Below are 21,479 nucleotides of genomic sequence, written 5' to 3' on the forward strand. Positions count from 1 at the left end.
AAATATCAGGGCCGGAAATCCGTTGACATAAATCAAATTATTTTACGCAAATAAGCTTTGCACAGCGTTTTTTTGAAATAATTTTCTTCATATTATCAATATGGTAAATGCAAATATTAATTTCAATAACAATAATTAATGTAAACGTTGACGGTTATTTACACATGACGGAATTGACCCTCTCTTTCCGCTGTGCCTTAATATCCCCGTCGCCCAGAAGGGCATGCCCAGGAAAAAGAAGAGTGAGTCAGGCCACGCGTATGCGCAAACGACACCGTTTTAACACCCGGATGACCCGCATTATACTGCTCATCAGCTTTCTGTTTTTCTTTGGCCGCTTCGTTTACTCTTCCATCGGCGCCTGGTATCACCATCAGGACAAAATCCAGTCGCAGCAGTCCAGCCTGAACATCGACGCCGCTGACCGCTAGCCCTGCGATGGGTTTTGCACCAGCCGAATAATCCCCGCGATCCCTTTGCTGAGGATCTTGTCCTGCCGCATCACGATGGCGAGCTGGCGCTGCAGCACGGGCGTGAGCGACATGACGCAGAGCCCTTCACGGTCAGCGTCATGCTCAACCGCCATTCGCGGAACGATACTGTAGCCGAGCCCCACCCGAACCATACGCTTAATCGCCTCAATGCTGCCAAGCTGCATCACCGGCGCGATCGCTAACCCATTGGCCGCAAACCAGCCATCAATGAGCGCCCGGGTACCGCTGCCAGACTCAAAGGCGATTAGCGGCTGAGCATGGAGCGCCTCCGGGGTTAACTCCCTGAAAGCATCCTGCTGTTCCCGCGACGCGATAAAAACAAACTCCTCGTCCATCACCGGCATAACGTCCAGCGCTCTGCCGCTGACCGGCAGCGTCACCAGCCCCATATCGAGACGGTTCTCTTCGATGGCCCTGACGATATCGAGGGTGTTGCCCGTTGTTACGCCCACCCGCAGGAGCGGATAGTCGCGGCGCAGTTGCTCCAGCAGGGGCGGCAGAAGGTGGATACAGGCCGTCGCCCCCGTACCAAGAGTAATGGTCCCGCTGACATCGTGGCTGAACGCGCTCACGGACCGCAGGGTTTCGTCCACAACCTGCTGAATGCGCTCTCCGTGAACCAGCAGTGACTCTCCTGCCGCCGTGGCCTTAATGCCCCGCCCGGTACGCTCCACCAGCCGCGTTTGCAGAAACTGCTCCAGCTGACGTATTTGCAGACTAACGGCGGGCTGGGAAATGCCCAGCAGATCCGCCGCCGCCGAAAAGCTGCCGCGCTGGATCACCAGACGGAACGTCGCGAGATAGCCAAGGTTAAGCGTCGTCATTCAAAGTTTCTCTTATACAGCGCATAAGGTTGCAGGCCTGCCAGCACAATACCGCGCTCGCTATGCTCAGGACAACTGCATAACGGAATGAAAAACAATGGAAACACCTGCCCTGCCTCGTCGCCTTGCCCTTACTGCCGGATGTAATCAGCTTATCAACTGGGGGATCTCGTTTTATCTGCCCGGCACCTTTGCGCGGGCAATTTCAGCCGACCGGGGGTGGTCAGCGCCGCAGATTTACCTCGGCCTGACGCTGGCGATGCTGGTGATGGCCGCGGTCTCCCCTTTCGTCGCCCGTCTGCTGGCACGCTTTGGCGGACAGAAAGTGGTAATGGGCGGAACGCTGCTGATTGCCGCAAGCTGCGCCGGTATGGCGTATACCCGGACGCTGTCTGACTGGTACGGCGCCTGGCTACTGTGCGGCATCGGGATGCGTCTGTCGCTGTACGATGCGCTGTTCGCCGCGCTGGTCAACCTCTACGGGCAGCAGGCGCGAAGAACGATCTCACGCGTCACGCTGGCGGGCGGGCTGGCCTCCGCCGTCTTCTGGCCGCTGGGCGATGGCCTGCTTCACATCATGAGCTGGCAGGACGCGTTACGCATTTATGCCCTGCTTGGTCTGCTGAGCGCAGTGCTGATCCGCACGCTTCCCCGGCAGCGGCTGATGGAAAACACAAAGGCCATCGCGCCGCCCCTGCGCAACGAGCGGCGTAACGCCTGGCTTTATGCGGCCTTCATCGCCCTTATCACCTTTGTCTCTAACGGCACCTCCACCCATCTGCCGGAGTTTATTGCCCACTTTGGCCTGCCAGTCGCCATCGGCATGCTGTGGGGGATCGGCCAGACGGGCGCGCGCTCGCTGGAGGTGCTGGCAGGCGGCCGCTTAACCCCCTTCAAACTTACGCTTTTTACCGCTCTTGCCATGCCGCTGTGTTTTCTTGTTGGAATAAGCAGCACCCTGTTTGTCTGGTGTGCGGCCGGGTTTGTGCTGGGCTACGGCGCCATCAACGGACTGGTCACCATAGTAAAAGCCACGCTGCCACTGGAGCTGTTTAGCACGGAAAGCTATGCCCGCCGCACGGGTATGCTGCTTATCCCGGGCCAGTTGATGGCCGCAGCCGCACCGTTTGCCTATGCGTGGCTGAACAAAACGCTGGGGATCGCGGGTGCAATGGGAGTGTCGACGGGGTTAACGCTGGTGATTGCCGGGCTGGCGATAGCGATCGTGCGCCATCCCGGTAGGCAAACTGTATCGCACTGTATCCCGCGCGACGCGCTGACAAACGGGTACAAAACGCCCCCTCCGGCAAATATCTCCGATACATAAAAATGGTTTTCTTTTCCTGTCGTCATTCAGAACTGATGAGGAGAGAACCATGATTCGTCGTTACGCAATTTTACCCCTGCTCGTCCTGGCCTCTGTAACACATGCCCAGGCCACGCCGCTGGACAACCTGAGCGCCGCGGACGTTAACGGCCCCGCCGCCGTTGCCCCGCTGGCGCAGCCGCAACCGCCTGCAAAACTGATCGTCGATCCGCCGCTTGCCGGGCCGCTGAGCAAAGGCGCGGTGTTTATTCAGTACCGGGCCGAAAACCTGCGCATCGAGCCGGTATTCGGCCCCGAGGCGCTCAAGGTGACCCCGCGCATCGGGCACATTCACGTGGTGGTGGACGGTGCGCCGTGGCACTGGGCTGACGCCAGCGGCGAGCCGGTGATCCTGGTGGGGCTGCCCGCCGGCAAGCACAAGGTAACGATCATCCTGGCTGACCCGACGCACAAGCCGCTCGACCACAAAACCATTGAATTCACCGTCCCGCCCCACGCGGCGATCCACCATTTTTAAGGAGTCTGATCATGAAAGCACTGTCTGTACTGAAGGCGGGCCTGCTGGCGCTTTCTGCCAGCGCCTTCGCGGAAAATAAAACCAGCGTCGTGCTGGTGCACGGCGCGTTTGCCGACGGCAGCAGCTGGAATAAGGTGATAACCCTTCTGCAGAAACAACACGCAGAGGTCATTGCCGTCCAGCTCCCGCTCACCTCGCTTAAGGATGATGTTGCCGCCACAAAACGGGCCATCGCCCGGGCGCATGGCGACGTGGTGCTGGTAGGCCACTCCTGGGGCGGCACCGTGATTAGCGAGGCGGGCAACGATGCACGGGTAAAATCGCTGGTCTATGTGGCGGCGTTCGCGCCGGATTCCGGCCAGTCGACAGCGGATCTGGCAGGTAGCTTCCCTCCGCCGCCGGGCAGCGCGGGCATCGCTAAAACGGCGGACGGCTATTTATACCTGCCGACGGAAGCCGTCAGGAAGGACTTCGCGCCTGACGTGAAGCCGGGTGAACAAAACGCTATCGCGGCCACGCAGGGGCCGATTAAAGCCGATGCGTTTGGTGAAAAGGTGACTCACGCGGCGTGGCATGATAAACCGAGCTGGTTTGTGGTCAGCAAGCATGACCGGATGATCAACCCCGACCTGGAACGTGCGATGGCGAAGGCAATACATGCGAAAACCACCGAGGTGGCCGCGAGCCACGTGTCGATGGTGAGTCAGCCGGAGGCCATCGCCCGGACGATTGAGCAGGCGAGGCGGACGCACTGAGGACAATTCGCCCGGCGGCGCTACGCTTGCACGAACCTACGATTTCGTAGGCCGGGTAAGCGCAGCGCCACCCGACAAGAAAGGCCGTCTCAGCCCCCCCTCTGCGGGATAATCGCGATTAATCCACGCGTGGTCCTCTTCCCAGGTGAACATCCATTTGCGCACCGGACCGGCCATCACGTTGAGGTAGTAGCTGTCATACCCGGCCATCGTCGCCACCGGATGATACCCCTTCGGCACCATCACCACGTCACGGTTGTAGACCGCCATACACTCATCCAGCGTTCTGTCTTCGGTGTAGACGCGCTGCATGCAGAACCCCTGCTCCGGGTTGAGGCGATGATAGTAGGTCTCCTCCAGGTAGGTCTCCTGCGGCGGGTTATCCGTGTCATGCTTGTGGCTCGGGTACGAGCTGGTACAGCCCTCGTTAGTCCAGACCTCCACCACCAGCAGGCTGTCGGCGGGCTTGTCTTCCGGCAGAATGTTGTGCACGTAGCGCTGGTTGTGCCCCTTGCCGCGCGCTTCAGCGTCGATATCCTGCGGGGCAATCAGCCGCGTCGGGTACGAGCCCTTGCCCGGCGCGGCGCAGACCGCCAGCTCCAGCGCCGTCAGCGCCTTCACCTGCACCGTCTCCTGCGGGGTAACGTACACTGCCCACGGTTTGATGCGCTCGAAGGGGCTCATCCGCTCGCCGATATCGTTAAACTGCGCGGAAGGAGTGGTGATAGAGGCGCGCCCGGCGACCAGCACCAGGCAGCGCTCTTCCCTGACGGCGGGCAGCGTCAGCGTCTGCCCCTCCTGCAGCTCATACGCCTCAAACCCGACGTACCCCCACCCTGCGCGTTCCGGGGTGACGGACTGAGTGCGCCCCTCCGCGTTCGGCTGCTGCCAGCGTGATAACAGACGTGACATGTCACCTCCTCAAATAAGACCGGCGTCGCGCGCCAGGCGGCTCAGGTTGTTATACCCCAGACGAGCGTAGGTCAGCGGATGGGCAATCGCCGGATCCTGCTCGGCCTCCACTACCAGCCAGCCGCGATAGTCCTGCGCCTTCAGCAGACTCATGATCGGCGGGTAATCGACGCAGCCGTCGCCCGGCACGGTAAACACGCCGCTCAGCACCGCATCGAGGAAGCTGGTTTTGCGGTTTTTCACGTCCGCCAGCACGTCGGCGCGCACGTCTTTGCAGTGAACGTGGTTGATGCGCGACGCCCAGCACTGCGCCACCGCCAGCGGATCGGCCCCGGCAAAGGTCAGGTGACCGGTGTCCAGAAGCAGTCCCACCGCCTCTCCGGTGTAGGTCATCAGGTTGTCCACGTCGTCGGCGGACTCAATCACCGTGCCCATATGATGATGGTAAGCAATCTGGACTCCCTGCTGCTGCGTGTAGCGGGCAAATTCGGTGAGCTTCTCGCCGTACTCCTTCCAGCGCGCCTGAGGGAAGCGCGGACGCAGATGCACCGGGGTCTGCTGCTCGCCGTGAATGCAGCCGCTCACTTCCGCAAAGACCAGCACCTTCGCCCCCAGCTCGCGCAGCAGCGTCAGGTGCGGCTGAACAGCGGCGATCTCCGCCTCCACGCTGCGCTCCAGCAGGCGGCCGGAGTACCAGCCGGAGACCAGCTGCAGGTCGTGGCGCTGCAAAATCGGGCCTAGCAGGCGCGCTTCGCGCGGGAATTTGTTGCCCAGCTCAAAGCCAGCAAAACCGGCCTCTTTCCCTTCGCTCAGGCAGGTCTCCAGCGAGGTTTCCGCGCCGAGGGAAGGAAGATCGTCGTTCGTCCACGTCAGCGGGTTAATGCCTAATTGCACACTCATTGTTATCTCCATTATGCGTGTCCGCGCTCGCGCCACCAGGCGATAAGCTGCAGGTAGTTGTCCCGGATGCGCGCCACCAGCTGCGCATCGTCAATATCGTGCTTCAGCCACGCGCGGGAGGCGTCGCCAAACAGCGTGCGCCCCACGGCGAAGCCTTTAACCAGCGGCTGCCCCGCTGCGGCCTTGAAGCCCGCGCGCAGCTGTTCCGCCGGAGCGTCCAGACCGAGGATCACCACCCCGCGGCAGTGCGGGTCCCGGCGTTCGATAATCTCGCCGAGCGCCGTCCAGCCGTCGGCGGAAAGCGGCGGCAGCTTCCACCAGTCCGGGTAAATGCCCAGGTTGTAGAAGCGGGAAATGGCACGCAGGTAGAGCTCGTCGCTGCGCGGCATGCTGGCGGGCAGGATCACCTCCAGCAGCAGCTCGTGCCCGGACCGGCAGCAGGCGTGGTACACCTCAGCGATTTTCTGCTCCTGCTCCAGGCGCAGGCCATGAGCGTCTTCCGGGTGGAAGAAGACCAGGCACTTCACCACGTGCTCCTGCGGCCAGCTGATAAGCTGGGTGCCGATATTGCCGTGCTCCATCTCCAGCGGGCGGGAGCCCGGCAGCTCAATGGGGCGACCAATCCACCACCCTTCCCCGGTGATCGCGTTCAGCGCGTCCTGACCAAAGGTGCCGTCGCACAGCAGGCCGGCTTTGCCCTCAAGCCCGGCGCGGCTCGCCGCCTCGCGGCTGGCCTGCAGGATCAGTTGCTTCAGCGCCGGAATGCGCTTAAGCGACGCACCGCACTGCATCGCCATATCCTCGAGCTGGCTGCGGTGATCGAAGGCCATCACGCACAGCTCCGGCCATTCGCGGCGGCGGGTGGTCACCCGGTGGAGATGGTTAAGACGCGGGTCAAGATCCGGGCGCGGCACATCCGCAGCGCGGGAGAGATAGTCATCCAGCTCGATTTTGCTCGGCATCGCCGGGGCGCAGCCGTGGCGCGAGACCACCAGCGCGCCGCAGGCGTTGGCGTAGCGGCACGCCTGCTCCCAGCCCTCGTCGTTCAGGTAGCCGCGCAGCAGGCCGGACATAAACGCGTCCCCCGCCCCGAGAACGTTCAGCACTTCCACGCGCACGCCTGTCACCGTCAGGCCGTCGTCCAGCCGGGGCGGAATGGCGTCGGTATAGACCGAGCAGCCCAGCGCGCCGCGCTTGCAGACCAGCGTTGCTTCACTGACGGCGCGCACCTGCCCCAGCGCCTGCAGCGTATCCGTGCTGCCGCCCGCAATGTGGAACTCCTCTTCGGTGCCGACAATGACGTCGAAGAGGTGCAGTACCTCCTGCAGCTCGCGGGTGACCTGGTCGGCGGCGATAAAGCGCGTTTCACCGTCGCCTAAGGAGGTGAGCCCCCACAGCACCGGACGGTAGTCGATGTCCAGCACCGTGCGCACGCCGTGACGGCGGGCATAGCCCAGCGCCGTCAGCACCGCCTCGCGGGTCTGCGGATGAGAAAGGTGGGTCCCGGTGATGGCAAGACAACGTGCGGAGGCAATGTAGCTTTCATCCACATCGCTGGCGGTAATCGCCATATCCGCGCAGTTATCGCGATAAAAAATCAGAGGAAAGGTGTCCCGGTCTTTAATGCCGAGCAGCACCAGCGCCGTGAGGCGCTCTTTATCGGTAATCAGATGGCTGGTATCGCAGCCTACCTGGTTGAGCTCTTCGCGCAGGAAGCGGCCCATATGTTCATCGCCGACGCGCGCCAGCATCGACGAGCGCAGGCCCTGGCGCGCGGTGCCGTACGCCACGTTGCCGGAGGATCCGCCAAGGTATTTGGCGAAGCTCGACACGTCCTCCAGGCGGGCACCAATCTGCTGACTATAGAGGTCTACCGCCACGCGGCCCATGCATATCACATCAAACTGCTTTTCCACGTTGATACCTCATCAGACAATGTCGTTCACGTTCAGCCAGCGGCCCTGCAGGTGCGAGAGCGCAATCGCGTCCAGCACGCGCGACACCTTCCAGCCCTCTTCGAAGTCCGGCCACATCGGCGCGTCGGCGGCAATCCCGTCCACCAGGTCGCGCACCTCCACCGTTTTTTGATCGTTAAAGCCAATTCCGTGGCCTGCGCCCATGCAGAACGCAGCGTAGTCCGGGTGCGCCGGGCCGACGAGCAGCGTGCGGAACCCCTGACGGTTCACCGGATCGTCATGCAGATAGAGCTTTAGCTCCGCCATGCGCTCCTGGGTGAAGCTGATGGCGCCCTTCGTCCCGGTGATCACGTACGAGAGCCCCATCTTGCGGCCGCAGGCGACGCGGGAGGTTTCAATGACACCCTGCGCCCCGCCCGCGAAGCGCACCATCGCGTGGGCCTGATCCTCGTTTTCCACCGCAATCATCTCTGACGATCCGGCCTTCGCCGGGCGCGCCGGGACCACGATCTTCAGATCGCCGCAGACCTGCTCGATATCGCCCACCAGGTACTGAGCCATATTGACGATATGCGCCGCGAGGTCGCCCAGCGCGCCCAGCCCGGCGGTCTCTTTAAAGCAGTGCCAGTGGATGGGCGACAGCGGGTCGGCCATGTAGTCTTCGTTGTGGGTGCCGTAGAAGTGGATCACATCGCCAATCTCGCCGCGGGCGATAATCTCCTTCGCCAGCTGCGCCGTCGGGTTCTTCATGTAGTTGAACCCCACCAGCGTTTTCACCCCGGCCCGCTTCGCGGCGTCGACCATCTCGCGCGCGTCGTGGGCGTTAAGCGCCAGCGGCTTCTCCGAGTAGACGTGCTTGCCGTGGCGGATCGCCTCCAGCGCCATCTCTTTATGCAGGTGGTTGGGTGAGCAAATATCCACCACGTCAATGGCCGGGTCGGCCACCAGAGCCCGCCAGTCTCCCGTTGAACGGTTAAAGCCAAACGCCCGGGCGCGCTCTGCCGCCAGCTCCGGCGTGACTTCCGCCACCATCTCGCGCACCAGCCTGCCGCGCAGGTTGAACACCGTGGGAGCCTGGGCATAGGCGATAGCGTGCGCCTTGCCGATATACCCGGTGCCAATCAATCCAATACGAACCTCTTTCATCACGATCCTCACAGTGCGCCGCGACGGCTCTTGGCGTAGGTATCGAACGCCACCGCCAGAACGATAATTAACCCGGTGATAATCTGCTGGTAGTAGGCCGAGACGTTCATCAGCACCAGACCGTTAATCAGAATACCCATGATGATGGAGCCGATAATGGTGCCGCCGATGCGCCCGTAGCCGCCCATCAGCGAGGTACCGCCGATCACCACCGAGGCGATGACGCGTAACTCAAAGGAGATGCCGGCCACCGCCTCGGCGCTCCCAAGACGCGCGCTCAGGATGAAGCCCGCCAGCCCGGCCAGACAGCCGATCAGCACGTAGACGCTGACGAGCACGCGCTTGACGTTAACCCCCGCCAGGCGCGCCGCCTCCGGGTTGCCGCCGATGGCGTAGACGAAGCGGCCCCAGCGGGTTTTATGCAGCGCCAGATAGCCGCCGACGGCGACGATGGCGAAGATCCAGATCGGAATGGAGATGCCGAGCAGCTCGCCGCGTCCCCACCAGCGGTAGCCAGGATCAAAACCGGCAATCGGCGCGCCGTCGTTGATCACCAGCGTCAGGCCGCGCCAGATGGTCATCCCGCCGAGGGTGACGATAAACGGCGGCAGGCGCAGGCGGGTGACGCCCAGACCGTGCAGGAAGCCAATCGCCGTGCCCATCGCCAGACAAATCCCCAGCCCGATCAGCCAGCTCATGCCGCCCCAGGCGTTCGGGTCGACGGTGGTGAAGTTATCGCCCTTAATGACGTACGCCGCGGTCATGGCGCACACCGCCAGAATGGAGCCCACGGAGAGGTCGATCCCGGCGGTCAGAATGACGAAGGTCATCCCCACGGCCATGATCCCGTAGATGGACACCTCGGTCAGGATGTTGAAAATGTTGCGTTCAGAGAAAAAGTTACTGTTCTGCGACTGGAAGAAGATCAGCAGCAGGATCATGAAAATCAGCACCCCGAAGCGCTCGAAGAAGGCGATGGGATCGATGCGTCCGGCGCGTTTGACCGGGGCCTGCGTTTTAGAAATCATCTGCGTCATGAGAAACTCCGTTATGCCGCGTTCAGGGCGTTGTGGTTGATGGCCATCATCGTCATCAGCCGTTCTTCGTTAGCGTCGTCACCGTGGATCTCGCCGGTCACCCGGCCTTCGCTGAGGGTGATGATCCGGTCAGACACCGCCATCACTTCAGGCAGATCGGAGGAGATCACGATCACCGCCACGCCTTTTTTCGCCATGTCAAACAGCACCTGGTGCACTTCCGATTTGGTCCCCACGTCAATGCCGCGCGTCGGCTCATCGACGATCAGCACCCGCGGGTTGAGCGCCATGCAGCGCGCGAGGATCACCTTCTGCTGGTTACCGCCAGAGAGCTTGCGCACCTCCTGCGCGCTGTTGACCATTTTGATCTGCAGGGCCTGCCGGTAGGACTCAATCAGATCGTCCTCTTTGCGGGTGTTCACGAACCAGCGCCACTGCAGCAGCGAGGAGAGGCACGAGAGCGACAGGTTGTCGCGAATCGACAGCCCGAGCACCGCCCCCTCTTTTTTACGGTCTTCGGGCACCAGCGCCACGCCCTGGTCGAGGGCATACAGCGGGTCGCGCGGCTGGTATGGCACGCCGTCCAGCTCAAAGCTCCCGGAGGTAAAGGCGTCTGCGCCAAACAGGCAGCGAGCCACCTCGGTGCGTCCCGCGCCCACCAGCCCGGCAATGCCCAGAACCTCCCCGGCATGGACGTGGAAGCTGATGTCGTGCAGGGCGATGCCGTGCGGATCCAGCGGCGGCTTTTCGCGGCTTAGCCCCTTCACCGCCAGGCGGACGGGTTTGTCTTGATGATGGGTTTCGCTGGCGGGGCGACGGTTAAAGGCCACGTCGCGCCCGACCATCAGGCGGATCAGCTGTTCGACGTTGGTCTCCGCCACCGCGCCGGTGCCGGTGAAGCGGCCGTCCTGAAATACGGTGAAGCGATCGCAGAGCTGGAAAACTTCGTGCAGGCGGTGGGTAACGTAAATAATGCTCACGCCGCGGTTTTTAAGCTCCCGCACCACGCGGTGCAGGCTTTCCACCTCGCTGTCGCTCAGCGCGGCGGAAGGTTCATCCATGATGATCAGGCGAGCGTTGAGGGTCAGCGCCCGGGCGATCTCCACCATCTGCTGCTGGGCGACGCTCAGACGAGCGACAGGCGTGGTCGGCGCAACGTTTAGCTGCAGGTAATCGAGAATGACCTGCGCCTCCTGGTTTACCGCCCTTTCGTCGACGATCAGGTTCCGTTTACGCGGCTCGCGCCCGAGAAACATGTTTTCCGCGACGGTCATGTTGGGCAGCAGGTTGAATTCCTGATAGATGGTGATAATGCCCTTGTTCTGCCGTTCCACCGGGGAGTCGTCCACCGGCAGCATTTCGCCGTTGAACCAGATATCCCCGCGGGTTTGCGGCTGCGCGCCCGCAAGCGCCTTCAGCAGCGTGGATTTTCCCGCTCCGTTTTCCCCCAGCAGGGCGTGGATCTCCCCCGCGCCGACGGTCAGTTGGGCGCTGCTTAGCGCCCAGACGCCGGAAAAGCTTTTTGCCAGGTCGGTCACTTTCAGTAAGGGTTGCGACATCGGTCTGCTCCTCCTCATGTTGAGCCGCCAGAGGCGGCTCGGGACATATCAGTTACCGGCCTCACCGATACGCTCAGCCTGCTGCAGGTTCTCTTTGGTGATAAGCGTTGGCGGGTAGTCGGCCCCGGTGATGGCTTTCTTCTCGCGCACGTTGGCCACCAGCTGGCTCATGGCCGTCTGCACCGCAAAGCCCGGACGCTGATCGGCGGTTACCGCCAGCCAGCCGTCGCGCACGCGGGCCAGCGCTTCCGGCACCGCATCAAAGCCGGTCACGAGGATTTCACCCGGCTTCACGCCCTGACTCTGCAGGGCTTCAATCGCGCCCAGCGCCATATCGTCGTTGGCGGAGAGGATCACCTGCGGGCGTTTCGGTAGCGAAGGCAGAACGCTTTCGACGATGCGCATCCCTTCAGAACGCATCCAGTTGCCGGTCTGATCGGCGACGATCTTGTACTTATCCCCGCCCGCCTTCAGGCTGTCGCGGATCCCTTTGGTGCGTTCAATATTGGAAGAGGAACCCGGCTGGCCGGTGAGCAGGATGATCTCTGCCCCGTCGGGGAATTTGGTTTTGACGAAGTCGCCAATCGCCTGGCCGCCTTTGTAGTTGTTGGCGCCAAAGTGGGGCACTTTCTTCTGGCTGTCGACGGAGCGGTCTAGGGTGACCACCGGCAGCTTCGCATCCTGAATTTCATCCACCGCGCTGGAGACCGCGTTCACGTCGTTCGGGGAGACGATAAAGCCCTGCGCCCCGCGGGTGATGGCGTTTTCCAGGTCAGCCACCTGCTTGGGTGAACTGCCCTGCCCGTCCAGTACCTGAAGCTTCACGCCCATCTCTTTCGCGGCTTTCACCGCCGTACGCTGCATGTGAACCTCAAACGGCATGGCCAGGTTTGGCGTACTGAAAACAATCTGCTCGTTTTCGGCGAGGGCGGCCCCGGACGTCATGGCGATGAGGGCGGCTAAGATCAGTTTTTTCATTATTATGTCTCTCTGTGTAGGGTTGTTGTGTTTAGAGGACGATCTCGCGCTGGCTACGCAGCGACTCCAGCGCTTTATCCGCGAGGTACAGCGCACGTTCACCATCATCGCCGCTGCAGTCAGGCACCGCTTCGCCGCGCAGGACCGCAACAAAGTGTTCCCACTCCGCGGCGTAAGCGGATTTGTAGCGCTGCAGGAAGAAGTGTTCCGGCAGTGCGCTGGTGCAGCCCTGTTTGCCGTAGTGCTGCACCTGGTTTTCCAGAATATTGCCGGCGCACAGCAGCCCTTCGGAGCCGTGCAGCTCCAGGCGCTGGTCGTAGCCGTAAGAGGAGCGGCGGCTGTTGACGATGGTCGCCATCGCGCCGGAGGCATATTTCAGAACGATAAACGCGGTATCGATATCCCCCGCCTCGCCAATCGCCGGATCCACCAGGTTACTGCCCTGGGCATACACCGACACCGGCTCTTCGCCCATGATGAAACGGGCCATGTCGAAGTCGTGAATGGTCATATCGCGGAACATGCCGCCGGAGACGCGCACGTACTCCGCGGGCGGCGGAGACGGGTCGCGGGAGATGATCAGCAACGATTCCGGCTTGCCGATGCGCCCGGCCTGGGCATCGGTTTTCACGCGGCGGAACTGCGGGTCAAAGCGGCGGTTAAAGCCGATGAACAGCGGCACGTCGTACTCTTTAACCACTTTCAGGCAGTCGCGCACTCGGGCGAGGTCGAGGTGTACCGGCTTTTCGCAGAAGATAGCCTTGCCGTGGCGGGCGGCCATTTCAATCAGATCCGCGTGGGTGTCGGTGGCGGAGGCGATCAGCACGGCGTGAACGTTAGGGTCGGTCATCGCCTCATCCACGCTCTGCTGGCGGGCCTGATACTGTGCGGCGAGACGGGTGGCAAATTCCTGATTCGGGTCAACCACGGACCAGAGCGTGGTCGCGCCGTGGCTGGCGATGTTAGCTGCATGTACCTGACCAATTCGGCCAGCGCCCAGTAAAGCAATGTTAAACATAACGGCTCCCGGTGTTGGTGAATGCTGTGAACTAACGACCCTATAAATAAAACATTTATTTCATTTTTATAAATAGTGAAAATTATGTTTTTGAGTGCGGGTTAACACTTTTGAGATGTATGAGATAATTTTTGTTATCAATCTCACAACATGAAAGAAGGTACTGCTCACCCCTCACTCCGGCCCTCTCCCCAAAGGAGCGAGGGAGAAAAGCGTGCACCACCCCATCCCCTCTCCACTTTTGGGAGAGGGTTAGGGTGAGGGGGAAATGAAATGAAATGAAAATTTCGTTAAGACAGGAAAACTCAATACTGACGGGCTTTTTTCACCTGCGCCAGCGTTTGCTCCGCGGCCTCACGCACGGCAGACGACTCTGCCACCTGCGCGTCACCGGTTCGCCACCACGAGGCGTAGTCATGGGTCATGGTCTTCGGCAATACCTTGATGTCCAGCAGCGTCGGGCCCGGATGGGCGCGTGACGCCTCAAGCGCCGCCAGCAGGCTCTGCTCGTCGTTCACCCGCCACGCGCGACAGCCGTAGCTTTCCGCATTTTGCGCAAAATCGACTTTCACCAGCGGCCCGTCAAGCCGCCCGGTTTCCGGGCTGCGATGGCGGTTTTCCGTGCCGAAGCTGCCCATGCCGTGCCCCATCTGCAGGTTGTTGATGCAGCCGAAGCTGGCGTTATCAAACAGCAGAACGGTGACCTTAATGCCCTCCTGTACGGCGGTTTGCAGCTCGGAGTGCAGCATCATGTAGGAGCCATCCCCCACCATGGCGTAAACCGGCTGCTCGGGGCGGGCGAGCTTCGCGCCGATGGCCGCCGCAATCTCGTAGCCCATGCAGGAGTAGCCGTACTCCAGGTGATAGCTGTCCGGCGTTTTGACCTGCCAGAGGCGCTGTAAATCTCCCGGCAGCGAACCGGCCGCGCCCACCACGATGGCGTTATCTTCCACATGCTGATTGATCAGCCCCAGCACCCGCGTCTGGGTCAGGCGGGTATTGAGCGTCTCGCCGTATTCCGCCAGCTGCGCGTCCAGATGCCCCGCCACTTCGGGCGCGTCGTCCGGATGCCACTGGCGATCCCACAGGCGGCGGCACTCATCGCGCCACGCGGATTTCGCCTGGGCGATCGCCTCTCCCCAGCCGCTGCGGTAATCGCCGAGCGCGTGGGTTAAAGCCTGGAGCCCGGTTTGGGCATCGGCAATCAGCGCGGTGGCGTCCAGCTTCAGGGCGTCAAACTCGGCCACGTTCAGCAGCAGGAATTCGACGTCCGGGTGGGAAAAGAGCGCCTTGGAGCCGGTGGTAAAGTCGGTCAGGCGCGTGCCGACGCCAATCACTAAGTCAGCCTGTGGCGCGAGCTGGTTGGCGGCCATTCCGCCCGTCACTCCTACGCCGCCGAGGTTAAGTGGGTGGTCACTTACCAGCGCCCCCTTCCCGGCCTGCGTTTCGGCAAACGGCAGCTGCAGCGTCTCGACAAATTCGCGAAACGCCTCATGCGCGCCGGAGTAACGCACGCCGCCGCCGCACACCACCAGCGGACGGCGCTTGCGGGCGATCAGCGCCCGCGCCTGCGCCAGTCGCTGCGGATCGGGCGGACGGCGTTCGATGTGGTGCATCCGACGCGCGAAGAAGCTTAGCGGGTAGTCCCACGCTTCCCCTTGCACGTCCTGCGGCAGACAGAGGGTCACCGCTCCGGTATCTGCGGGGTCAGTAAGCGTTCGCATCGCGCTTAGCATGGCGCTCATGAGCTGCTCGGGGCGGTTGACGCGGTCCCAGTAGCGGGAAACCGGACGGAGGCAGTCGTTGGTGCTGATGCTGAGATCGTGATACTGCTCGATCTGCTGCAGCACCGGGTCCGGCTGGCGGCTGGCGTAGATATCGCCCGGCAGCAGTAAAAGCGGGATGCGGTTCGCCGTGGCGGTGGCCGCTGCCGTGACCATATTGGCGGCGCCCGGCCCGACTGAGGAGGTGACGGCAAAAATGCGCTGGCGGCGGTGCTGTTTGGCGAATCCCGTCGCCATGTGGGCAATGCCCTGCTCGTTGCACCCCTGCATGATTTTCAGATGACCGGGATCCTGCTCCAGCGCCTGGCCAATACCCAGCACGTTGCCGTGCCCAAAGATCGTCGCCACGCCCTCCACGAAGGGCGTTTCGTTGCCGTCAACGCTGACGTACTGTTGATTCAGGAACCGGACCAGCGCCTGGGCCATGGTCATACGTTCGGTTTGCATAATGCCTCCTGTTAGCCCAGCGTCGGCATGGAGAACGCAGCGCCTGTCTCCTGCTGCATTTCCGGCCAGCGCGCGGTGATGGTTTTCATTCGGGTGTAGAAACGCACGCCGTCGTTGCCGTGTACGTTGAGCGCGCCAAAGATGGAACGCTTCCAGCCACCGAAACTGTGGAATGCCATCGGCACCGGGATCGGCACGTTGACCCCCACCATGCCCGCCTGCACCTCTTCGCAGAAGCGGCGCGCGCAGCCGCCGTCTCGGGTGAAGATCGCCGAGCCATTACCATATTCATGGCGGTTAATGAGGTCCACCGCGCTGGCGTAATCTGCTACGCGCACCACAGAAAGCACCGGGCCAAAAATCTCTTCTTTATAGATGGTCATCTCCGGTGTGACGTTATCGAACAGCGTCGGCCCGACGAAGTAGCCCTGCTCGTGGCCCTTCACGCTGAAGCCGCGCCCGTCCACGCGCAGTTTCGCCCCCTGCGCTTCCCCGCTGTCGATATAGCCCAGCACCTTGCTGCGGTGCGCGGAGGAGATAAGCGGCCCCATTTCGTTTTCCGGTGTCTGGTCCAGCCCCGGCCCGACGCGCAGCGCTTCAATCTGTTTTTCCAGCCGGGTGCAGAGGTCATCGGCGGTTTTATCCCCCACCGCCAGTACCACTGAAAGCGCCATGCAGCGTTCCCCCGCCGCGCCGTAGGCCGCGCCCATGATGGCGTTGGTCGCCATCTCCATGTCGGCATCCGGCATTAAAATGCAGTGGTTTTTCGCGCCGCCCAGCGCCTGACAGCGCTTACCGTGGGCGGAGGCGGTCTGGTAAATGTATTCGGCAATCGGCGTGGAGCCGACAAAGCTCACCGCCTGCACGCGCGGGTCGGTCAGGAGCACGTCAACGGACTCTTTATCCCCCTGCACCACGTTGAAGACGCCGTCCGGCAAGCCTGCCTCTTTTAGCAGCTGCGCCAGCGCGAGCGCGAGAGAAGGGTCTTTTTCCGACGGCTTCAGCACGAAGGTATTCCCGGTCGCCAGCGCAATGGGGAACATCCACATCGGCACCATCGCCGGGAAGTTAAACGGCGTGATCCCGGCGCAGACGCCGAGCGGCTGCATCAGCGAGTGGCTGTCGACGCCGGTACCGACGTTCGCAGAGTGTTCACCCTTTTGCAGATGCGGGATACCGCAGGCAAATTCCACCACTTCCAGGCCGCGGGTCAGTTCGCCCACCGCGTCGGAGAAGACCTTGCCGTGCTCTTCGCTGATGATGCGGGCCAGGCGCGTCATGTTCTCTTCCAGCAGCGCCTTGAAGCGGAACATCACGCGCGCGCGCTTAAGCGGAGCCTGGCGCGCCCACGCGGGAAACGCCTGCTGCGCGGCGGCAATCGCCTGCTCCGTTTCCTGTGCCGTACTCATCACCACCTGGCGGATCTGCTCGCCGGTGGCCGGGTTGAAGATCGCCTGAACGCGCTGGCCTGAACCGGTGACACATTCGCCGTGAATAAAATTCGCTACCGTCTCCATCCTTAACCTCTCGCTGTTGATACGTGACTGTTACCTGAACGCTGTGTACTGGACACTATATATGAAACAATTATTCCGTTTTAAGTTGAAATAAAATAAATGATGATTATTGTGATCAAGGATGGATTTTTATGTTAACAGCCAGCAACACTGACGCTGCGTGCGCTATTAAGGGATTTCGGGCGAGGAAATGACTGAAGCTTCTGTTTCATTTTTGCTGCCAGATGGATGGCCGACATTTAAAAGACGCGGTTTTGCGTTTAGAATCATCAGACTGTATTTGGGGGATAACATGACGACAGCAACCAGCCTGAACGAACTGCAGCAGCAAATCCGCGATCGCTACGATAGCCTGAGCAAGAGGCTGCAGCAGGTCTCCCGCTACGTGCTGGATAACACCAACAGCGTGGCCTTTGATACGGTTGCCGTCATTGCCGAGCGCGCCGACGTGCCGCCTTCGACGCTGATCCGCTTTGCTAACGCCTTTGACTTCACCGGCTTCAACGAAATGAAACAGCTGTTTCGCATGAACCTGGTGGAGGAGACGGCCAGCTACAGCGACCGCGCGCGACTGTTCCGCGAAATGGAGAGCGAGGCTGTGCCGGAAACGCCGCTCGATATTCTGCAGGAGTTCGCCCGCTCGAACGCGCAGGCGCTGCAGCAGCTGGCCGCCCGCGCCGAGCCGGAAATGCTGGAGCGCGCGGTACAGCTGCTGGCCGACGCCGACACTATCTACATCGCCGGACTGCGCCGCTCGTTTAGCGTCGCGGCCTACCTCACCTATGCCCTGAGCCACCTGGAGTGCCGCCCTATCCTGCTCGACGGCATGGGCGGGATGCTGCGCGAGCAAATCAGCCGCATTAAGGCGCGCGACATCGTGGTGTCGATCAGCTTCTCGCCGTACGCGGAAGAGACGGTGATGGTCAGCGAAACCGCTGCCAGCGTCGGCGCCCGGCAGATCGTGATTACGGACAGTCAGATAAGCCCGCTGGCAACGTTCAGCGATCTCTGCTTTGTGGTGAAGGAGGCGCAGGTGGATGCGTTCCGGTCTCAGTCGGCGACGCTGTGCCTGGTGCAGTCGCTGGTGGTGGCGCTGGCGTATAGGTTGGGTGAAGGGAAATAAGGCAATAAAAAACCCCCTGCGCAGGCAGAGGGTTTGGGTGTTAATTCAGAAGGAAATCATTCCCACTCAATCGTAGCCGGTGGCTTACCGCTGATGTCATATACGACTCGCGATATCCCATTGACTTCGTTGATTATTCTGTTAGACACGCGGCCTAAGAAGTCATACGGCAGATGCGCCCAATGCGCGGTCATGAAGTCGATGGTTTCCACCGCACGCAGGGAAACAACCCAGTCGTACTTACGGCCATCGCCCATTACCCCGACGGAGCGAACCGGCAGGAACACGGTGAACGCCTGGCTCACTTTGTTGTACAGGTCAGCTTTGTGCAGCTCCTCGATGAAGATCGCGTCCGCGCGACGCAGCAGGTCGCAGTACTCTTTCTTCACTTCGCCCAGCACGCGCACGCCCAGACCCGGACCCGGGAACGGGTGACGGTAGAGCATGTCGTACGGCAGACCCAGTTCCAGACCGATCTTACGCACTTCGTCTTTGAACAGCTCGCGCAGCGGTTCAACCAGACCCATCTTCATCTCTTTCGGCAGGCCGCCCACGTTGTGGTGAGATTTGATGACGTGCGCTTTACCGGTTGCGGAGGCCGCAGACTCGATCACGTCCGGGTAGATGGTACCCTGCGCCAGCCACTTCACGTCTTCCAGCTTCAGCGCTTCTTCGTCGAACACTTCCACGAAGACGCGGCCGATGATCTTACGTTTCGCTTCCGGATCGTTTTCGCCTTTCAGCGCGTCCAGGAAGCGCTGCTCGCCTTCCACGTGAACGATGTTCAGACCGAAGTGGTCGCCGAACATGTCCATGACCTGCTTCGCTTCGTTCAGACGCAGCAGACCGTTGTCCACGAAGACGCAGGTCAGGTTTTTGCCGATGGCACGGTGCAGCAGCATCGCGGTGACGGAGGAGTCCACGCCGCCGGAGAGGCCGAGGATCACTTTGTCATCGCCAACCTGCTGGCGGATACGCTCAACGGCGTCGTCGATGATTTTTGCCGGGGTCCACAGGGCTTCACACTGGCAGATGTCACGCACGAAGCGCTCCAGCATGCGCATACCCTGACGGGTGTGGGTCACTTCCGGGTGGAACTGCACGCCGTAGAAGCGTTTTTCTTCGTTCGCCATGATGGCGAACGGGCAGCTTTCGGTGCTGGCAACGGTCACGAAGTCGGACGGGATGGCGGTGACTTTGTCGCCGTGGCTCATCCACACGTCCAGCAGCGGCTTGCCGTCTGCGGTCAGGGAGTCTTCGATACCGCGCACCAGCGCGCTGTCGGTGACAACTTCAACCTGCGCGTAGCCAAACTCACGCTCGTTAGAGCCTTCTACGTGGCCGCCCAGCTGCATCGCCATGGTCTGCATGCCGTAGCAGACGCCGAATACCGGTACGCCCGCTTCGAACACGTACTGCGGCGCGCGCGGGCTGTTCTCTTCGGTGGTGCTTTCCGGGCCGCCGGACAGGATGATGCCGCTTGGATTGAATTCGCGAATCTGTGCTTCCGTGACATCCCACGCCCACAGCTCACAGTAAACGCCCAGTTCACGTACGCGACGCGCCACCAGCTGAGTGTACTGAGAACCGAAGTCCAGGATGAGAATGCGATGTTTATGAATGTTTTCCGTCATTGACGCTAATTCCGAGGCAAGTGAAACAAAACAAAGCGCCCGGCAGAAGCCGGGCGCGGAAACTTATCAGGAGCCCAGACGGTAGTTCGGGGACTCTTTGGTGATCGTCACGTCGTGAACGTGGCTCTCCTGGATACCCGCACCGCTGATGCGTACGAATTCCGCTTTGGTACGCAGCAGGTCAATGGTACCACAGCCGGTCAGCCCCATACAGGAACGCAGGCCGCCCATCTGCTGGTGAATGATCTCTTTCAGACGGCCTTTATAGGCCACGCGGCCTTCGATACCTTCCGGTACCAGTTTGTCAGCAGCGTTATCGGTCTGGAAGTAACGGTCAGAGGAACCTTTGGACATCGCGCCCAGGGAGCCCATCCCACGGTAAGATTTGTAAGAACGGCCCTGGTAGAGTTCGATTTCGCCCGGGGATTCTTCGGTACCAGCGAGCATGGAGCCAACCATTACGGCAGCAGCGCCCGCGGCGATGGCTTTAGCAATGTCGCCAGAGAAGCGGATACCGCCGTCAGCGATAACCGGAATACCGGTGCCTTCCAGCGCTTCAACCGCGTCAGAAACCGCGGTGATCTGCGGAACGCCCACGCCGGTCACGATACGGGTGGTACAGATAGAGCCAGGGCCGATACCCACTTTCACCGCGCTGCAGCCGGCGTCAGCCAGCGCGCGAGCGCCTGCGCCCGTCGCCACGTTGCCGCCAATGATCTGCAGGTCAGGGTATTTTGCACGGGTGTCGCGAATACGCTGCAGCACGCCTTCGGAGTGGCCGTGAGAGGAGTCAATCAGCAGGACATCAACGCCCGCCGCCACCAGCGCGTCAACGCGCTCTTCGTTACCTGCACCCGCGCCTACGGCAGCGCCGACGCGCAGACGGCCATGCTCGTCTTTACAGGCGTTCGGTTTACGCTCTGCTTTCTGGAAATCTTTAACGGTGATCATGCCGCGCAGGTGGAAGTTCGCATCCACAACCAGCGCTTTCTCAACGCGTTTTTCGTGCATTTTCGCCAGCACCACGTCGCGAGTTTCGCCTTCGCGGACGGTCACCAGACGCTCTTTTGGCGTCATGTAGACGCTGACAGGCTGGTTCAGGTCAGTCACAAAGCGCACGTCACGACCGGTGATGATGCCCACCAGTTCATTGTCTTCGGTCACTACCGGGTAGCCGGCAAAGCCGTTACGTTCGGTCAGGGCTTTCACTTCGTGCAGGGTAGTGGTTGGCAGAACGGTCTGAGGGTCGGACACGATGCCGGACTCATGCTTCTTCACGCGGCGAACTTCTTCCGCCTGACGCTCGATAGACATGTTTTTGTGGATAAAGCCAATGCCGCCTTCCTGTGCCAGGGCGATAGCCAGGCGCGCTTCAGTCACGGTGTCCATTGCCGCGGAGAGCATAGGAATGTTCAGACGAATGGTTTTCGTCAACTGCGTGCTGAGGTCGGCAGTATTCGGCAGAACGGTGGAATGAGCGGGAACGAGGAGGACGTCGTCAAACGTCAGTGCTTCTTTAGCGATACGTAGCATGGGCAATATCTCTGACCTGGGTGGTTAAATATTGCCGTGGCATTATACAGAGCGTAAC

18 protein-coding genes are annotated in these 21,479 nt (G+C 61.3%); 5 read left to right on the plus strand and 13 right to left on the minus strand.

The window, feature by feature from the left end:
* The first annotated feature begins 260 nt into the window (after positions 1-260).
* The gene (locus ACTJI7_RS10620; RefSeq protein ID WP_252015917.1) at positions 261-431 is read left to right on the plus strand and encodes a YfgG family protein; all 171 of its coding nucleotides are present in this window, start codon (positions 261-263) and stop codon (positions 429-431) included.
* Here ACTJI7_RS10620 and ACTJI7_RS10625 read toward each other — a convergent pair.
* The gene (locus tag ACTJI7_RS10625) at positions 428-1,318 is read right to left on the minus strand and encodes a LysR family transcriptional regulator (protein WP_045631007.1); all 891 of its coding nucleotides are present in this window, start codon (positions 1,316-1,318) and stop codon (positions 428-430) included. The genes ACTJI7_RS10620 and ACTJI7_RS10625 overlap by 4 nt on opposite strands.
* A gap of 97 nt (positions 1,319-1,415) precedes the next feature.
* On the opposite strand from ACTJI7_RS10625, the gene ACTJI7_RS10630 reads away from it, so the two are divergent.
* The 3 genes from ACTJI7_RS10630 to ACTJI7_RS10640 are packed head-to-tail and all read left to right on the plus strand — an operon-like array spanning position 1,416 to position 3,917.
* Complete coding sequence (locus ACTJI7_RS10630) at positions 1,416-2,645, plus strand: MFS transporter (RefSeq protein WP_440670104.1); 1,230 nt, start codon at positions 1,416-1,418, stop codon at positions 2,643-2,645.
* Between the two features lie 49 nt (positions 2,646-2,694).
* On the plus strand, positions 2,695-3,162 hold the full coding sequence (locus tag ACTJI7_RS10635) for a DUF6130 family protein (protein WP_047368080.1): 468 nt from the start codon (positions 2,695-2,697) through the stop codon (positions 3,160-3,162).
* A gap of 11 nt (positions 3,163-3,173) precedes the next feature.
* A complete protein-coding gene (locus ACTJI7_RS10640; RefSeq protein WP_063155441.1) occupies positions 3,174-3,917 on the plus strand; it encodes an alpha/beta fold hydrolase in 744 nt (247 codons plus the stop codon).
* A 36-nt stretch (positions 3,918-3,953) separates the two neighbouring features.
* Here the strand turns inward: ACTJI7_RS10640 and iolB are convergent, their stop codons facing one another.
* From iolB to ACTJI7_RS10690, 10 genes are all read right to left on the minus strand, one after another.
* Complete coding sequence (gene iolB, locus ACTJI7_RS10645) at positions 3,954-4,829, minus strand: 5-deoxy-glucuronate isomerase (RefSeq protein WP_063155440.1); 876 nt, start codon at positions 4,827-4,829, stop codon at positions 3,954-3,956.
* A 9-nt stretch (positions 4,830-4,838) separates the two neighbouring features.
* Positions 4,839-5,729, minus strand: a complete 891-nt coding sequence (iolE, locus tag ACTJI7_RS10650; RefSeq protein WP_063155439.1) for a myo-inosose-2 dehydratase — start codon at positions 5,727-5,729, stop codon at positions 4,839-4,841.
* Positions 5,730-5,740: 11 nt separating this feature from the next.
* A complete protein-coding gene (locus ACTJI7_RS10655) occupies positions 5,741-7,645 on the minus strand; it encodes a bifunctional 5-dehydro-2-deoxygluconokinase/5-dehydro-2-deoxyphosphogluconate aldolase (RefSeq protein ID WP_063155438.1) in 1,905 nt (634 codons plus the stop codon).
* Positions 7,646-7,657: 12 nt separating this feature from the next.
* Positions 7,658-8,791 carry a Gfo/Idh/MocA family protein gene (locus tag ACTJI7_RS10660; protein WP_063155437.1) on the minus strand — a complete coding sequence of 378 codons (1,134 nt, stop codon included), beginning with the start codon at positions 8,789-8,791 and terminating at the stop codon, positions 7,658-7,660.
* 8 nt (positions 8,792-8,799) lie between these two features.
* Positions 8,800-9,828 (minus strand): ABC transporter permease, encoded by a 1,029-nt coding sequence (locus ACTJI7_RS10665; RefSeq protein ID WP_028014045.1) that lies wholly within the window; start codon positions 9,826-9,828, stop codon positions 8,800-8,802.
* An 11-nt stretch (positions 9,829-9,839) separates the two neighbouring features.
* Entirely contained in the window at positions 9,840-11,387 is a 1,548-nt protein-coding gene (locus ACTJI7_RS10670) for a sugar ABC transporter ATP-binding protein (protein WP_028014046.1), read from the minus strand.
* A 48-nt stretch (positions 11,388-11,435) separates the two neighbouring features.
* Entirely contained in the window at positions 11,436-12,365 is a 930-nt protein-coding gene (locus ACTJI7_RS10675; protein WP_041908742.1) for a sugar ABC transporter substrate-binding protein, read from the minus strand.
* A gap of 31 nt (positions 12,366-12,396) precedes the next feature.
* Positions 12,397-13,383 carry an inositol 2-dehydrogenase gene (gene iolG / locus ACTJI7_RS10680; RefSeq protein ID WP_047368086.1) on the minus strand — a complete coding sequence of 329 codons (987 nt, stop codon included), beginning with the start codon at positions 13,381-13,383 and terminating at the stop codon, positions 12,397-12,399.
* A gap of 305 nt (positions 13,384-13,688) precedes the next feature.
* The gene (gene iolD / locus ACTJI7_RS10685) at positions 13,689-15,614 is read right to left on the minus strand and encodes a 3D-(3,5/4)-trihydroxycyclohexane-1,2-dione acylhydrolase (decyclizing) (protein WP_440670100.1); all 1,926 of its coding nucleotides are present in this window, start codon (positions 15,612-15,614) and stop codon (positions 13,689-13,691) included.
* 11 nt (positions 15,615-15,625) lie between these two features.
* Positions 15,626-17,131 (minus strand): CoA-acylating methylmalonate-semialdehyde dehydrogenase, encoded by a 1,506-nt coding sequence (locus ACTJI7_RS10690; protein ID WP_045630997.1) that lies wholly within the window; start codon positions 17,129-17,131, stop codon positions 15,626-15,628.
* A 292-nt stretch (positions 17,132-17,423) separates the two neighbouring features.
* Here ACTJI7_RS10690 and ACTJI7_RS10695 point away from each other — a divergent pair, with 292 nt between their 5' ends.
* A complete protein-coding gene (locus ACTJI7_RS10695; protein ID WP_008502123.1) occupies positions 17,424-18,254 on the plus strand; it encodes a MurR/RpiR family transcriptional regulator in 831 nt (276 codons plus the stop codon).
* Positions 18,255-18,310: 56 nt separating this feature from the next.
* Here the strand turns inward: ACTJI7_RS10695 and guaA are convergent, their stop codons facing one another.
* Both guaA and guaB read right to left on the minus strand, forming a co-directional pair.
* Positions 18,311-19,888: a glutamine-hydrolyzing GMP synthase gene (guaA, locus tag ACTJI7_RS10700; protein WP_003860599.1), complete on the minus strand. Its 1,578-nt coding sequence runs from the start codon at positions 19,886-19,888 to the stop codon at positions 18,311-18,313.
* Between the two features lie 66 nt (positions 19,889-19,954).
* A complete protein-coding gene (guaB, locus tag ACTJI7_RS10705; RefSeq protein WP_014884799.1) occupies positions 19,955-21,421 on the minus strand; it encodes an IMP dehydrogenase in 1,467 nt (488 codons plus the stop codon).
* Positions 21,422-21,479: the final 58 nt, after the last annotated feature.

Origin of the sequence: Enterobacter sp. 22499 (assembly GCF_052044815.1) — a bacterium.
GTDB lineage: Bacteria > Pseudomonadota > Gammaproteobacteria > Enterobacterales > Enterobacteriaceae > Enterobacter > Enterobacter bugandensis.